The organism is Paracoccus homiensis, from assembly GCF_900111675.1.
Classification (GTDB): domain Bacteria; phylum Pseudomonadota; class Alphaproteobacteria; order Rhodobacterales; family Rhodobacteraceae; genus Paracoccus; species Paracoccus homiensis.
In genome coordinates, this window is sequence record NZ_FOHO01000018.1 from 42,279 (window position 1) to 57,122 (window position 14,844).

Annotated in this window: 11 protein-coding genes; 6 read left to right on the plus strand and 5 right to left on the minus strand. The window is 63.3% G+C overall.

What is annotated here, in order from left to right; genetic code table 11:
• Nucleotides 1-5: 5 nt before the first annotated feature.
• Together BMX67_RS16875 and BMX67_RS16880 are read right to left on the minus strand one after the other, a co-directional pair.
• Nucleotides 6-911, minus strand: a complete 906-nt coding sequence (locus tag BMX67_RS16875; protein ID WP_090737474.1) for a siderophore ABC transporter substrate-binding protein — start codon at nt 909-911, stop codon at nt 6-8.
• Between the two features lie 134 nt (nt 912-1,045).
• On the minus strand, nt 1,046-1,933 hold the full coding sequence (locus BMX67_RS16880) for a MurR/RpiR family transcriptional regulator (RefSeq protein WP_090737476.1): 888 nt from the start codon (nt 1,931-1,933) through the stop codon (nt 1,046-1,048).
• A gap of 101 nt (nt 1,934-2,034) precedes the next feature.
• Here BMX67_RS16880 and BMX67_RS16885 point away from each other — a divergent pair, with 101 nt between their 5' ends.
• Together BMX67_RS16885 and BMX67_RS16890 are read left to right on the plus strand one after the other, a co-directional pair.
• Nucleotides 2,035-2,802 carry a beta-keto acid cleavage family enzyme gene (locus BMX67_RS16885; RefSeq protein ID WP_090737478.1) on the plus strand — a complete coding sequence of 256 codons (768 nt, stop codon included), beginning with the start codon at nt 2,035-2,037 and terminating at the stop codon, nt 2,800-2,802.
• Entirely contained in the window at nt 2,802-4,130 is a 1,329-nt protein-coding gene (locus tag BMX67_RS16890; protein WP_090737480.1) for an aspartate aminotransferase family protein, read from the plus strand. The genes BMX67_RS16885 and BMX67_RS16890 overlap by 1 nt, the downstream gene beginning before the upstream one ends.
• Before the next feature lie 96 nt (nt 4,131-4,226).
• Here BMX67_RS16890 and acnA read toward each other — a convergent pair whose 3' ends face one another.
• Complete coding sequence (gene acnA, locus BMX67_RS16895; RefSeq protein ID WP_090737482.1) at nt 4,227-6,998, minus strand: aconitate hydratase AcnA; 2,772 nt, start codon at nt 6,996-6,998, stop codon at nt 4,227-4,229.
• 281 nt (nt 6,999-7,279) lie between these two features.
• On the opposite strand from acnA, the gene BMX67_RS16900 reads away from it, so the two are divergent.
• The 3 genes from BMX67_RS16900 to BMX67_RS16910 are packed head-to-tail and all read left to right on the plus strand — an operon-like array spanning nt 7,280 to nt 9,796.
• Nucleotides 7,280-8,221, plus strand: coding sequence for a DUF1223 domain-containing protein (locus BMX67_RS16900; RefSeq protein ID WP_175479955.1), 942 nt, complete (start codon nt 7,280-7,282; stop codon nt 8,219-8,221).
• Nucleotides 8,222-8,269: 48 nt separating this feature from the next.
• Entirely contained in the window at nt 8,270-9,169 is a 900-nt protein-coding gene (locus BMX67_RS16905) for a DMT family transporter (RefSeq protein WP_090737486.1), read from the plus strand.
• 12 nt (nt 9,170-9,181) lie between these two features.
• Nucleotides 9,182-9,796: an inner membrane-spanning protein YciB gene (locus BMX67_RS16910; protein ID WP_090737489.1), complete on the plus strand. Its 615-nt coding sequence runs from the start codon at nt 9,182-9,184 to the stop codon at nt 9,794-9,796.
• Here the strand turns inward: BMX67_RS16910 and BMX67_RS16915 are convergent.
• Complete coding sequence (locus BMX67_RS16915; RefSeq protein WP_090737491.1) at nt 9,793-10,689, minus strand: alpha/beta fold hydrolase; 897 nt, start codon at nt 10,687-10,689, stop codon at nt 9,793-9,795. The genes BMX67_RS16910 and BMX67_RS16915 overlap by 4 nt on opposite strands.
• A gap of 694 nt (nt 10,690-11,383) precedes the next feature.
• Between BMX67_RS16915 and BMX67_RS16920 the strand changes: the two genes are divergently transcribed.
• Nucleotides 11,384-13,939 carry an Rne/Rng family ribonuclease gene (locus tag BMX67_RS16920; RefSeq protein ID WP_090737493.1) on the plus strand — a complete coding sequence of 852 codons (2,556 nt, stop codon included), beginning with the start codon at nt 11,384-11,386 and terminating at the stop codon, nt 13,937-13,939.
• 614 nt (nt 13,940-14,553) lie between these two features.
• Here the strand turns inward: BMX67_RS16920 and BMX67_RS16925 are convergent.
• Nucleotides 14,554-14,844 (minus strand): integrase core domain-containing protein (locus BMX67_RS16925; RefSeq protein WP_139206556.1); only part of this gene is annotated, 291 nt, incomplete at its 5' end.

Here is a 14,844-nt window from a genome sequence, read left to right on the forward strand (position 1 = left end):
GATCATCAGGACCGGGACAGCGCGGCGGACAGCTGATCCAGAAGCGTGTTCAGCGCGGTATAGCCGCCGAAGGTGATATAGGCGGCATGCGGATCCAGATAGACGACCTGACCCGACTGCATCGCCCTGGTCCGGGCGATCAGCGGATTGTCCAGCGCGGCCTTGGCACCCTGGCCGGCCTCACCGACGCCGGCATCGCGGTCTATCACGAACAGCCAGTCGGGGTTCTTTTCCAGAACATATTCATAGGACACCACATCGCCGCCATGAAAGCGGTCGTCGATCCCCTGTTCGACCGTCGCAAAGCCCAGCTTGCTGTGGATCCACCCCACGCGCGAGGTCGGGCCATAGGCGCCCAGCTTGCCGCCATTGGTCACAAGGATCAGCGCGGTGCCCGCATGGGGCGCCTGCTGGCTGACATGATCGACCTTTGCCTGCAATTCGGCGATCATGTCCTGGGCCTTGTCCTCTTTGCCGAAGATCTGGCCCAGAACGCCGATATTGTGCTGAACCGAGGCGAACAGATCGTCGCCAAGGCTAAGATCCACGGTCGGCAGAATCGCCGAGATCTGTTCAAACGCAGGCGCGCTGCGGGTGCCGACGATCATCAGGTCGGCGTCGCTGGCGGCGATGGTTTCGTAGTCGGGTTCAAAAATGCTGCCGACCTTCAGAAATTCGTCGCTGCCATAGCGCGACAGATAGTCGGGCAGATTGCTGTTCAAGACGCCCGCCGGTTCGGCACCCATCGCATCGGCAATGTCCAGCGCGTTGATATCAAGGATCAGCACCTTTTCCGGCTGGCCGTCCAGCTTGGTCACACCTTGGGAATGTTCAAGTTCCAGCGCCTGTGCGCCGGTCGTCGCGGCCATGGTCAGGAACGCGGTCAGAAGGGGGGCTGCAATGCGGGTCATGAAAGGTTTCCAGATTTCGTCGGGCGATCAGGATATTTCCGACGCTTATTGTCAGTGTTTTCCCGCATGTGCAATCCGCCCACGGACCAGGGCGGCGCAAGGTTCCGTGTTTCCGCAGCGCGGATCGCGAAAAACTAGCGTTTTTTCGTCGCGCTCCAGTAATCCTGCCGTTCCTGCCGTAACTGGTCATAGGATGCGATTCGGTCACGCGCGGCTGCGCCGCCACGATCCACCAGGGCCGCGATCAGCGTTTCGATCACCGCCATCGCGCCGGAATAGCAGCCGAAATCATGGGTCGACAGGACCGAGGCGATCAGCGTTTCATCGGCCTGAAATTCGGGCGAGACAATATCACTGTCGGAAATCATGATCAGTTTCAGGCCCTTCCGGCGGGCAAAGGCGCAGGCTTCGATGGTTTCGCGCGAATAGGGGGTGAAGGTGATCGCCAGTAGCACTTCGCCGGGTTGGGCCATGTGCAATTCGTCGATCGCGCTGCCCATTTGCCGCGGGATCAACTGCATCCGCGGCAGCGCCATGCGCCCGACATAATGCAGGTAATATGCCAGGCCAAAGCTGGCGCGGATCGCGGTCAGATAGACCGCCGGGGCCTGTGTCAGCAGGGTCACCACGCGATCCAGTTGATCCGGCCTGATCCGACGCAGGGACCGCTGCACGATGGCGATGGCGTTTTCGGCGGCATCCGCCTGAACCCCGCCCGACCCGCCCGATTGCCGCAGGCTGTGTACCCAATCGGGCGGATCGCCCCCGGCCGCCGCCGAAACCAGCGCCTGCCGAAACGGATTCCGAAATTCGTCAAAGCCTTGAAAACCCGCCCATTCTGCCAGCCGAACCAGCGTGTAGGTGCTGACCCCGGATTTCGCCGCAGTGTCACGGATGGAATCCAGCCCGAAATCGGACGGGTTGTCGATCACGTATTTCGCCGCCTGTTGCAGGCTACGCGACAGGTCGGGCATCGCCTCTTTCAGGCGGGCAAGGGTGCGGATGCGCAGGGAAGGGTCCATCACATTTTCATAACATCTGTTATTTTGTGCCTGTATTGACGGTTTAAGTTATTTTCGCAACGGTTATACGATCTTTCAGCAGCCGGAAGCGACATCGCGACATGACCCATCCCGTCAATCGGCCCTTCATCATGGTCGCGCCAAATGGCGCACGCCGGGGCAGGGGGGATCATCCCGCCCTGCCGGTGACCAGCGATCAGATCGCCCTTACAGCGGTCGCCTGTCATCGCGCGGGGGCCGATGCGCTGCACCTGCATGTGCGTGACGGGCAAGGCGGGCACAGTCTGGATGCCGGACGCTATCGCGAGGCGCTGGCCGAAATCGCCGCGCATGTGCCGCAGATGACGGTACAGATCACGACCGAGGCCGCGGGCGTCTTTGATGTCGCGGCCCAGCTGGCCTGCCTGCGCGATCTGCGGCCGCACTGGGCCTCGGTCTCGGTCCGGGAAATCGCGCGGGCGCCGGAACTGGCGGGGCAGGTTTATGGTCTGTGCGCCGATCAGGGCATTCGCGTCCAGCATATCCTGTATGACACCGCCGATATCGCGCAGATGGTTGCGTGGCGGGATGCGGGCATCATTGCGCCCGAACAGGATCAGGTTCTGTTCGTTCTGGGCCGTTACCGCGAAAATCAGCAATCCAGCCCGGCCGATCTGGCTCCGTTCCGTGCCGCGCTGCCCGATGCGCGCGACTGGATGGTCTGTGCCTTTGGCACCCGCGAACATGCCTGCCTAGCGGCGGCGGCCACGCAGGGCGGCCAACTGCGCGTCGGTTTCGAGAACAGCCTGACGGATGCCGACGGCACCCCTTATCCCGACAACGCGGCCTCGGTCGCCGCGCTGCGATCCTTGCTTGAAAGGCAACCGTGATGAGCCATGTATTCCCCCGCCACTGTCACGCCACGCTGCCCACCGCCGTTGGCGGCGAGGGCTGCTTTCTGATCGACAGCGACGGCAAACGCTATTTCGACGGATCGGGCGGCGCGGCAGTGTCCTGCCTGGGACATTCCAACATCCGCGTGCGCGAGGCGGTCAAGGCGCAGGTCGACCAACTGGCCTTCGCGCATACCGGTTTCTTCACATCCGATCCTGCGGAACGTCTGGCCGATCTGCTGATCTCTCAGGCGCCGGGCGATCTGGATCGGGTCTATTTCGTGTCCGGCGGGTCCGAGGCCGTCGAAAGCGCGATCAAGCTGGCGCGGCAATATCATGTCGAACGCGGCCAGCCCCAGCGCCGCCACCTGATCGCCCGCCGCCAAAGCTATCACGGCAATACGATCGGCGCGTTGTCGGCGGGCGGCAATGCGTGGCGGCGGCAGCAATTCGGCCCCTTGCTGGTCGAGATGAGCCATATCGCCCCCTGCTATGACTATGCGGAACGTCGGGACGACGAAACACCCGAGACGTATGGCCAGCGCGTCGCGAATGAGTTGGAGGCCGAAATCCTGCGTCTGGGCGAGGACAGCGTGATGGCCTTCATCGCCGAGCCGGTCGTGGGCGCGACACTGGGCGCGGTGCCCGCCGTGCCCGGATATTTCAGGCGCGTTCGCGAGATCTGTGACCGGTATGGCGTCCTGCTGATCCTTGACGAGGTGATGTGCGGCATGGGGCGGACGGGCCATCTGTTCGCCTGCGACGCCGACGGGGTCGCGCCGGATATCCTGTGCATCGCCAAGGGGCTGGGCGCCGGCTATCAGCCCATCGGCGCCATGCTGTGCAGCGCGGGCATCTATGACAGCATCGCGCAGGGCACCGGCTTTTTTCAGCATGGGCATACCTATGTCGGGCATCCGGTCGCGGCGGCGGCCGGACTGGCCGTGCTGCAAGAGATTTTGGAACAGGACCTGATCGCCCAGGTCCGTCAGCGCGGCGATCATGCGCGGGCGGCGTTGCAGGCGCGTTTCGGGCAGCATGCCCATATCGGGGATATTCGCGGGCGCGGGCTGTTCCTGGGGGTGGAACTGGTCGCCGACCGGGCCAGCAAGCAAAGCTTCGATCCGGCGTTTGGGCTGGCGGGGCGGCTGAAAAAGGCCGCCTTTGCCGAGGGGCTTGTCTGCTACCCGATGCCCGGCACCCGCGATGGGCGCAACGGCGATCACGTCCTGCTGGCCCCGCCCTTCATCGCCTCCGAGGCGGAGCTGGATCTGATGGTCGACCGTCTGGGCCGCGCGGTCGATGGCGTGATAGGGGCGCTGTAGCCCGGCGCGACGGACAGCACCGACATGAAAACAGCCGCCGGATCACCCCGGCGGCTGTGATGTCTGTCACGTCAGGCAGGCGTCGCCCGCCCGCGATCAGGACGCGGCAAGATTGCGCAGCACATAGTGCAGAACGCCGCCGTTCTTGAGGTATTCGATCTCGACCTCGGTATCGACGCGGGCCTTCAGCTTGATCGCCTTTTCGGTGCCATCGGCATATTTGATCGTCGCATCGACCAGCGCCAGCGGCTTGAAGTCGCCTTCCAGCCCCTCGATCGAAATGACCTCGTCGCCGGTCAGGTTCAGCGTCTTGCGGGTCGCGCCTTCGGTGAACTCGAACGGGATCACGCCCATGCCGACCAGGTTCGAACGGTGGATCCGTTCAAAGCTTTCGGCGATCACGGCCTTGATGCCCAGCAGGTTGGTGCCCTTGGCCGCCCAGTCGCGCGACGACCCCGCGCCATATTCGGCACCGCCCACGATGACCAGCGGGGTGCCCTGATCCTGATAGGACATGGCCGCATCATAGATCGAGGCCTGCTGACCGTTCACATCCTTCGAATAGCCGCCCTCGACGCCATCCAGCATCTCGTTCTTGATGCGGATATTGGCGAAGGTGCCGCGCATCATCACCTCGTGGTTGCCGCGACGCGAGCCATAGCTGTTGAATTCGCGCGGCGGCACCTGCCGATCGGTCAGGTATTTCCCTGCCGGGGTGGTTTCCTTGAACGACCCGGCGGGGCTGATGTGGTCGGTGGTGATCATGTCGCCCAGCAGTGCCAGAACGCGTGCGCCCTTGATATCGCTGATCGTGCCCGGTTCCTGCGACATGCCCTGGAAATAGGGCGGGTTCTGGATATAGGTCGAGCTGGACGGCCAGTCATAGGTTTCGCTGTCAGTGACCTCGACCCCCTGCCAGCGTGCGTCGCCCTTGAAGACATCGGCGTATTTCGACTGGAACATCTCGCGGGTGACGACGCTGTGGACCATGTCCGACACTTCCTGCGACGATGGCCAGATGTCCTTCAGATAGACCGGGTTGCCGTCCTTGTCGGTACCAAGCGGATCGCGGGTCAGGTCGATATTCATGTCGCCCGCCAGCGCATAGGCCACCACCAGCGGCGGCGAGGCCAGATAGTTCGCGCGCACATCCGGGCTGATCCGGCCTTCGAAGTTGCGGTTGCCCGACAGGACCGACACGGCGATCAGGTCATTGTCGTTGATCGACTTCGAGATCGCGGGCTCCAACGGGCCGGAATTGCCGATGCAGGTGGTGCAGCCATAGCCGACAAGGTTGAACCCGATCGCGTCCAGATCGTCCTGCAGGCCGGCGGCGTTCAGATATTCGCTGACCACCTGCGACCCCGGCGCCAGCGAGGTTTTCACCCAGGGCTTGCGATCCAGACCCAGTTCCCGCGCCTTGCGCGCCACCAGACCGGCAGCGATCATCACATAGGGATTCGAGGTGTTGGTGCACGAGGTGATCGAGGCGATCACGATGCTGCCGTCATGCAGCTTGTAACCCTCGCCCTCGACCTCGCCTTCGGAAAAGCCCTTGTGGCGGCCACCCGGTACATAGCCCGGTTCGCGTGCGCCACCCTCTTCGCGCCAGTCGGTTTCCTCGGATTCCGGAACGTCGGGAAAGCGGACGCCGCGCACCATCTTCAGGAACGCATCGGCGGACTCGTTCAGCGGCGTGTGGTCCTGCGGGCGCTTGGGGCCGGAAATCGCGGGCACGACATCGGCCAGATCCAGTTCCAGCGTGCTGGTATAGACCGGTGCGTAATCGGCGTCGCGCCAAAGGCCGTTGGCCTTGGCATAGGCTTCGACCAGCGCGATGCGGTCCTTGTCGCGGCCGGTCTGTTCCAGATAGCGCAGGGTTTCCTGATCGATCGGGAAGAAGCCGCAGGTGGCGCCGTATTCGGGGGCCATGTTGGCGATGGTCGCGCGATCGGCCAGCGGCATGTTGTCCAGACCGTCGCCATAGAATTCGACGAACTTGCTGACGACGCCGTGGGCACGCAACATCGCCACCACCTTCAGCACAAGGTCGGTGGCGGTCACGCCTTCCTTCATCGCGCCGGTGATCTTGAAACCGACCACATCCGGGATCAGCATCGAGATCGGCTGACCCAGCATCGCGGCCTCGGCCTCGATCCCGCCGACGCCCCAGCCCAGAACGGCCAGACCGTTGACCATGGTGGTGTGGCTGTCGGTGCCGACCAGCGTGTCGGGATAGGCGACTTCGGTGCCGTTCTGGTCGGTGTCGGTCCAGACGGTCTGGGCCAAATATTCCAGGTTCACCTGATGGCAGATGCCGGTGCCGGGCGGAACGACGCGAAAATTGCGGAACGCCTTCTGGCCCCATTTCAGGAAGGTATAGCGTTCAAGATTGCGTTCATATTCGCGTTCGACATTGAACTGGAAGGCGCGGGGATTGCCGAATTCGTCGATCATCACGCTGTGGTCGATGACCAGATCGACCGGGTTCAGCGGGTTGATCTTTTGCGCATCGCCGCCCAGGGACTTGATGCCGTCACGCATGGCGGCAAGATCGACCACGGCGGGAACGCCGGTGAAGTCCTGCATCAGGACGCGGGCGGGGCGATAGGCGATTTCGCGCGGGTTCTGGCCGCCCTTTTCCGCCCATTCCGCGAATGCCTTGATGTCCTTGGTGCTGACGGTGCGACCGTCATCTTCAAAACGCAGCATGTTTTCCAGCACCACCTTCAGCGCGGCGGGCAGCTTGGAAAAATCGCCAAGACCGGCTTCGGTCGCGGCATCGATGGAATAATAATCGACCTTCTGACCGCCGACCTCAAGCGTGCGGCGGGTCTTTGCGGTATCGGATCCGGTCTGAATGGGCATCAGGGCCTCCCTGTCTGCAAGATTGGATGGGGTCGGGCGTCCGTCATTCTGATGTGCCCTATATGACGGGGCATGTGCAAGGGCATCTGTCGTGGTTTGTATGCAATGGCATACCATAGCCGGCACTGTGGCTCAAGTGGCACGGTGCCCCATTCACGGCCCGGCTAACAAAGCGTTGATTGTTCCTGTCCGCATCCAGCCGATATGCATGATGAAAGGCGAAGCAACGCGAGACGGCGATGATGACAGCGGCCCGACACATGGACGGAACGAGACCGGCGATGACCAGGATGACGGCAGGGATGCTGGGGCCTGTGCTGGCGTTCTGTCTGTCGGGCGCCGCCTTCGGGCAAAGCTATGATCCGGGCGATGTCGTGACCGAGTCGCTGAAGACCTTCGACGATGTGCAGGCCCCGGTGATCGCGGCACCGGACGAACCCAGCCGCACCGCGCCGACCGAGGCGGACCGTTTCGAGGAATTCACCCGGCCCAGCTTTAACGGGTTTTCCGCAGGCGACATGCCGCCGCCGCCGGATGATCTGGCGCCAAACTTTTCGCCCGTGGTGGTCGAGCTGTTCACCTCGCAGGGCTGTTCATCCTGCCCGCCCGCCGATGCCATGCTGGGCCGTCTGGCACAGCAACCCGATGTTCTGCCGCTGTCCTTCCATGTCGATTACTGGGATTACCTGGGCTGGCCCGACAGTTTTGCCCGGCCCGAATTCAGCCGTCGCCAACAGGGCTATGCCAAGGTCGCGGGTGAACGTGGTGTCTATACGCCGCAGATGATCGTCGACGGGCAGGATACCGCCGTCGCACCCGGACCGGCGCAGTTGATGGGGCTGATCGACGCGAATCGCGTGTCTCCCGCGCTGGTCAACATTCAGCGCGAGGATACCCCGCGCGGCGATCAGGTCGAGGTGCTGCCGCTGTCCGACCTGGGTGGCCCGGTCGATGTGCTGCTGGTCCGCTATGCGCCGGAACGCCGGGTCCAGATCGAAGAGGGGGAAAACCGCGGCCGCGCGATGACCTATACCAATGTCGTCCTGTCGCTGAACCATCTTGCCGATTGGGATGGCCGCGCGCCGCTGCGCCTGACGATCAGCCCCGAAGGCATCCCCGACGACCGTTTTCCGGCCGATACGCGCCACGTGATCCTTGTGCAGCGCGAGATGGGGCCCAAGGGCTTGCCCGGGCCCATTCTGGCGGCGATCGGACTGGACTGATCGCGTTTCGCCCTTGCAGTTTCTGCAAAGGGGCGCAATGTCCGGCGCATGAGCGAATGGGTCACTTCGATTGCCGGAACGCCTGAAGGCGCGCGCATCGCCTCGATGCTGGCGCTGTCGGCGGCTTTTCTTCACGCGCTGTTCGGTGCCCTGCAGAAGGGGCGGCACGATCCCTGGCTGTCGCGGGCCGCGATCGACCTGTCCTATGGCCTGATGGCGCTGCCGATCGCGCTGTTCGTCGTGCCTTGGCCGACGCCGGATCTGTGGCTGGCGTTGCTGGGTGCGATGGCGATCCACATTGCCTACAAGGTCGCGCAGGCGCTGACCTATCAGCGCGGGGCCTATACCGTGGTCTATCCGGTGGTGCGCGGCTCTGCGCCGTTATTCGCGGTCATCGCCGCCGGGCTGGTCTTTCACGAACATTTCAATCTGGTCCAGTGGCTGGGGGTCCTGCTGCTGACGGGCAGCATCTTCGGGCTTGCCGGCTATAACCTGCGGCGGCTGGTCCTCGGGCGCGAGACCCTGTTGCCTGCGCTTGGCTATGCGGTCCTGACGGGGGCGCTGGTCGCGCTGTATACGACCTATGATGCCTGGGGGATCCGGCTTGCCGCCGACCCATTCACCTTTCTGGCCTGGTTTTTCGTGCTGGATTCGCTGTTCATGCCGCTGTGGAACCTGCGCCGCCTGATCGCGCTGCCACGCGCCGAGGTGATGCCGCTTGCCCGTCGCGGCGTGCTGGGGGCGCTGGTCGCCTTTGCGAGTTTCGGGTCGATCATGCTGGCCACCCGGATCGACGATGTCGGCCGGGCGGCCGTCCTGCGGGAAACCTCGACCGTGTTCGCGGCCCTTGTCGGCTGGCTGATCCTGGGCGAAAAGGTGGGGCCGGTCAGGGCGATCCTGATGGCGCTGATCGCCGCGGGCGCGGTGATCGTGGAATTCGCAGCATAGGGTGACAGGACGATGCCGCCGAAGAACGACATGAAACCGTGGGTCAAAAGCGCGCTGGAACTGGGCCCGGTGCTGATATTCTTTGCCAGTTTCATGCTGTTCCGGGGTGATACCGTGCAGCTGTTCGGTCAGGACTATAGCGGCTTTGTCTTTGCCACGCTGATCTTCGTGCCGGTCCTGATCGTGGCGACGGCGGTTCAGTGGTGGCTGACCGGCAAGCTGGCGCCGATGCAGATCGCGACGCTGGTTCTGGTCGTTGTCTTTGGCGGGCTGTCGATCTGGCTGAACGATCCGCGCTTTTTCAAGATGAAGCCGACGATGATCTATCTGCTGTTCGCGGCGCTGCTGGGTTTCAGCCTGCTCGCCCGCAAGAACTGGCTGCAACTGGTCCTGTCCGAGGCGCTGCCCATGGATGCCGAGGGTTGGCGCAAGCTGACCCTGCGGATGACGCTGCTGTTTGTTGGGCTGGCGCTGGCCAATGAAGTTGTCTGGCGGACCATGTCGGAAACCAGTTGGGTCTATTTCAAGACCTTTGGTCTGCCGCTGATCCTGTTCCTGTTCCTGATGGCGAATGCGCGGCTGTATCGCGATCACGCGTTGCAGAAGGACGGCAAGGACCAGGGCTAACCCCGCGCAAGCCCCTGTTCGGGCAGCCCGTCCAGCAACCGTGACCAGCGCGGCGCGATCCGGCCGGGCAGGCGGGCGCGCAGCACCGGCATCGGCAGCGCCCAGGGCTGCTTCAGCGCGGTGCGATAGAAATCGAACAATCCGCCGCGCAGATAGGGCGTCCAATGCGACAGGCGCAGCGGGTTGCGTTCAACCGGAAAGCCCATCTGGGCCAGCATGTCCAGCGTCGGCCCATCGTCGATCTGCACGTCGATCCAGTTGCGTGCCGGGTGGTCCAGCCCGAACCCCAATGCCTGACGCCGCCCGCGACCCAGCCACAGCTCCATCGCGAAGTCGAACAGGTCATTTTCGCGCGAGGTGATGTTCAGCACCTCGGCGCGGTGGCCGGCGGGGCTGTCCAATGCCTGCGCGGCCTGATCGCGGAATTCGGCGGCGGTCAGCAGGCACACCCGCCCGACGCTGCCCGCAGGCGCAAATCGCAGGGATTGCAGCGCGACCCGACCGCCAAGCGAATGTCCGATCAACGCGACCGGGCGGCCAGTGCGATCCGACAGGCGGTCAACCAGATTGGCAAGGGCGCGGCCCGTATCCTCGGCGCGGCGATAGGCACCGCCCAATGTGCCCCGCGCTTCCCAGCCAAAGGCGACCGCCAGCCCCTCGTCGGCAGTCCCGGTCCCGAAGCCAAGCGCGCGCGGCCATGACAGGGCGCGGCGGCAGCTTTGATCGGGGCTAAGCGACAGGATGTGGCGATGGGGGTCGTGGGACGGGCGCGACGGCGAATAGCGATAGCCGTGGATCATCACGACAATCGGGGCGGCGTCAGTCATGGCATCGGTCGCGTCCCAAAGGGACTGCGGCGCAGCCTTTCCTGCATCGACCCTGACGACCGGCATGTTTCGCCTCCTGTCCAGTCCTTGCGTTGTGGATAGGTCGATGTTGCGACACTCCCGTGAAAGAAGCGTTAAATCTGCGTGAAACCGGGGCCGGGTGCCGGCGAAGGGCGTAAAGATTGCGGAAACAAGGGTTTGTCGGGCGCATTTAAAATTTTCGGAAACCCGCGGCCTGAAAGACGCGCGCAACCCCTGCAACGTATGTGGCCGCGCGAATGAACGTGGGGCGCGAATTTCCGTTACCGCAACCGAAAAACCGCCGAAAATGCGACGCAGGGACCGTCACCTGCCCGTCATCCGCTTTTCACCATTGAATTTATGGTGCGAACCTCTCTATGTTGGAACCATGCGCTGAAAGATCCCGCACAGGGATGCGACGGCGCCCACAGTTTCGCAGCGCGGCACCTCTGGTCCCCATAATTCGGGCGGCATGTGCCACGCGGAAAACCCCCGCCCCTTGGCGCAACATGCCGGGGCGATGTCACTCACGGGCCTGCCTCGCAAGGGTTATGGTCCCATCAAGGAACAGACGCGATGACGCGCGCGGTGAAGGCAAGGAACGGGACGGGGCGGGCGAACAGCCTGCACGTCCCATCTGCCATCGCCGCCCAACGCCTCGCGCCCCAATCATGCACCGTCCAGACACCGGGCACGCCCTTGGCGCCGCCCGGCCGTGGGCTGTGCGAAAGTTACATAAATGGCAAAGAAAATGCTGATCGACGCCACCCATGCCGAGGAAACTCGGGTGGTCGTGGTCGACGGAACCAAGGTCGAAGAATTTGATTTCGAGACTGTAAACAAGCGGCAGATATCGGGAAATATCTATCTGGCCAAGGTGACGCGGGTTGAACCCTCGTTGCAGGCGGCCTTCGTGGATTACGGCGGAAACCGCCACGGATTTCTGGCATTCGCCGAAATTCACCCGGATTATTATCAGATCCCGGCAGCCGACCGCGAGGCGCTGATCGCCGAAGAGCGGGCCTATGCCGAAGCCCAGGAAGCCGAGGATAACGCCCGCGCCAAGAAGCGCCGCGCCCCCAAGGCCGAAAAGACCGTCAGCGACGAGGCTGTTTCGGAAGAGGCGGCATCGGATGATGACGCGCAGCCCAAGGCCGAGGATGCCGACGCCCCGACCGCCGAGGCAGACACCGCCGAGGGCGATGACACCGCTGACGAAGGCAACGACAAGGACGAGGATATCGAATCCGTCGCCGAGGAAGATGTCAGCGAGGAAATCCGCGTTCCCAAAAAGCCGCGTCCGCGTCGCTACAAGATCCAGGAAGTGATCAAGGTTCGCCAGATCATGCTGGTGCAGGTGGTCAAGGAAGAGCGTGGCAACAAGGGCGCCGCGCTGACCACCTATCTGTCGCTGGCCGGCCGCTATTGCGTCCTGATGCCGAACACCGCGCGTGGCGGTGGGATCAGCCGCAAGATCACCAATGCCGCCGACCGCAAGAAACTGAAGGACATCGCGTCGGAACTTGACGTTCCGCAGGGCGCCGGCCTGATCATTCGCACGGCAGGCAGCCAGCGCACCCGGACCGAGATCCGCCGCGATTACGAATACCTGCTGCGCCTGTGGGAACAGATCCGCGAAGTGACCTTCAAGTCGGTCGCCCCCGCGCCGATCTACGAAGAAGGCGATCTGATCAAGCGCACGATCCGCGATCTGTATTCCAAAGAGATCGACGAAGTGCTGGTCGAGGGCGAGCGTGGCTATCGCGTGGCCAAGGACTTCATGAAGATGATCATGCCGTCCCACGCCAAGAACGTGAAGAACTATGCCGATCCGATGCCGCTTTATGCGCGCTATCAGGTCGAAAGCTATCTGGCGGGCATGTTCAACCCGGTCGTGCAGCTGAAATCGGGCGGCTATATCGTGATCGGCGTGACCGAGGCGCTGGTTGCCATCGACGTGAACTCGGGCCGCGCCACCAAGGAAGGCTCGATCGAGGACACGGCGCTGAAGACCAATCTCGAGGCCGCCGACGAGGTGGCCCGCCAGTTGCGCCTGCGCGACCTTGCCGGTCTGATCGTGATCGACTTCATCGACATGGAAGAGCGCAAGAACAACGCCGCCGTTGAAAAGCGGATGAAAGACCGGCTGAAATCGGACCGCGCGCGTATTCAGGTCGGCCGCATCTCGGGCTTTGGCCTGATGGAGATGTCGCGCCAGCGTCTGCGCCCCGGTATGCTGGAAAGCACCACCCAGCCTTGCCCGCATTGCCACGGCACCGGCCTGATCCGCAGCGATGACAGCCTTGCGCTGACCATCCTGCGTGCGATCGAGGAAGAGGGCACGCGCAAACGCTCGCGCGAGGTTCTGGTCAAGGCACCCGTTGCCGTGACGAACTTCCTGATCAACGCCAAGCGCGAACATATCGCTGGCATCGAGGCGCGTTACGGCCTGTCGGTCCGGGTCGAGGCTGATCCGACGCTGATCTCGCCGGATTACGCGATCGAGAAGTTCAAGACCGCGACCCGCGTCGTGGCCGAGGTGCCGCACGCGGCGCTGTCGGTCGATGCGGACCTGATGGCACAGATCGACGATGAGGGCGACGAGATCGACATCGATCTGGACGCGGTCGAGGATCAGACCGAAAGCCAGACCAAGGCCGAGGAAAAGGCGCCGGAAACGGATGATGACGGGGGTGAAGGGGGACGCTCGCGTCGTCGCCGTCGCCGTCGTCGCCGGAAATCGGGCGACCGGGCCGAGGATGGCGCCGGTGAGGACACCGCGTCCGAGGCACAGGACAGCGGCGACGAGGCAGCCGGGCAAGAAGCCCCCGCAGAGCCGGAAGCCGCGCCTGTCGAGGCCGAAGCCCCGGTGGAAGAGGAGGCCAAGCCTGCGCGCCGCTCGCGTTCGCGCAATCGTCGCAAGGCGAACACCGAAGAGAAGGGCCTGCCCGAGGTGGTCGATCTGCGCGACAGCAAGGACGATGCCCGCGCCGAAGAACTGCCGGGTGTGAACGAACGGCCCGAAGCCACCTCGCCCGCCGAGGTTGCCGAGCCTGTTGCGGAAACCGCCCCAGAACTCGTCGCGGAACAGCCCAAGGCCGATGCCGCAGCTGACGCCCCCGTGGCAGAAGCAGACGTGGCAAAAGAAGATGTGGCGGAAGAGGTCGCACCGGTCACGACCTCCCAGCCTGCGCCGGAACCTGTCAAGGAAAGCCCGCGTCAGCCCGAAACCGCCGACACCGCCAATGACAGCGCCCGGCCCAAGCGGCGCGGCTGGTGGAGCTTTGGCAGCTGAACGCAACGCCTGATCCATGATGGTGCGGGGCCAGGTGCCCCGCATGTCCATCCCTGAAACCCGGCCGGATCCGTCTGGCCGGGTTTTTCCATGCCCGATGCCGTGAACGTGGCCTTATCCGCCGCGTCATGGTCGCCAAAAGAAAACGGCCCGCCAGATGGCGGGCCATTCACTTGAGAGGGAGGCGACGACAAAGTCGCACCCACATGCTGTTTTTGGGCGGAGGGATTCCCCAACAAAATGTGGCGCCGGCGCCAAAAGAATGCCGGACAGCGCCATATCGACGAATTCTTCGAACCTTTGTCGAGGTTTTTGGGGCTGTCGGTTGGTCCCCTATCGACACGATCTTTTGGACCGATGGGTCGTAGCGGCAGAGGTGCAGTGTGACGGCCTCTATGAGCCTTACCGCCTTTGCCACATGTTCAGGCAGAACATAGAACCATTCCCGAGGAACGACCTTTTTCCCAAGTCGGTCTGTGATCGTGCGCCAGGAGGGGCGAGCGCTATCAAAAAACCGATGCCGATGGTCTTCGATCTTCATGCGGGAAAGATCGCGCAGTTCGTAGGTGGCTAGGGGTAATCCCCCCGTTTTTGCGGGGGCTTGGTCGTAAAATTTATGCGGCCATCTTCAGTTTCTGTGCAGGTGTCATCCCGCCGTTGCCCATGTTCGGGCGTTCATGGTTGTAGGACCAGAGCCACTCGGTGGCAATCTTCTGGACCTCTTCGATGCTTTCGAAAATGTATAAGTCCAGCCATTCGTGCCGGACCGTCCGGTTGTAGCGCTCGACATAGGCGTTCTGCTGAGGCTTTCCGGGCTGGATGTATGCCAAGGCAATGCCCCGGTTGTCGGCCCATTCCATGAGGGTGCCACTGACGTATTCCGGGCCGTTGTCGACTCGAATCCT

Bases quoted from the DNA above. Each gene is read 5' to 3' on its own strand.
- BMX67_RS16885 (WP_090737478.1), top strand. From the start codon at position 2,035: ATGACCCATCCCGTCAATCGGCCCTTCATCATGGTCGCGCCAAATGGC.
- BMX67_RS16905 (WP_090737486.1), top strand. From the start codon at position 8,270: ATGAGCGAATGGGTCACTTCGATTGCCGGAACGCCTGAAGGCGCGCGC.
- BMX67_RS16890 (WP_090737480.1), top strand. From the start codon at position 2,802: ATGAGCCATGTATTCCCCCGCCACTGTCACGCCACGCTGCCCACCGCC.
- BMX67_RS16900 (WP_175479955.1), top strand. From the start codon at position 7,280: ATGACCAGGATGACGGCAGGGATGCTGGGGCCTGTGCTGGCGTTCTGT.
- BMX67_RS16880 (WP_090737476.1), bottom strand. From the start codon at position 1,933: ATGGACCCTTCCCTGCGCATCCGCACCCTTGCCCGCCTGAAAGAGGCG.
- BMX67_RS16875 (WP_090737474.1), bottom strand. From the start codon at position 911: ATGACCCGCATTGCAGCCCCCCTTCTGACCGCGTTCCTGACCATGGCC.
- acnA (WP_090737482.1), bottom strand. From the start codon at position 6,998: ATGCCCATTCAGACCGGATCCGATACCGCAAAGACCCGCCGCACGCTT.
- BMX67_RS16910 (WP_090737489.1), top strand. From the start codon at position 9,182: ATGCCGCCGAAGAACGACATGAAACCGTGGGTCAAAAGCGCGCTGGAA.
- BMX67_RS16915 (WP_090737491.1), bottom strand. From the start codon at position 10,689: ATGCCGGTCGTCAGGGTCGATGCAGGAAAGGCTGCGCCGCAGTCCCTT.
- BMX67_RS16920 (WP_090737493.1), top strand. From the start codon at position 11,384: ATGGCAAAGAAAATGCTGATCGACGCCACCCATGCCGAGGAAACTCGG.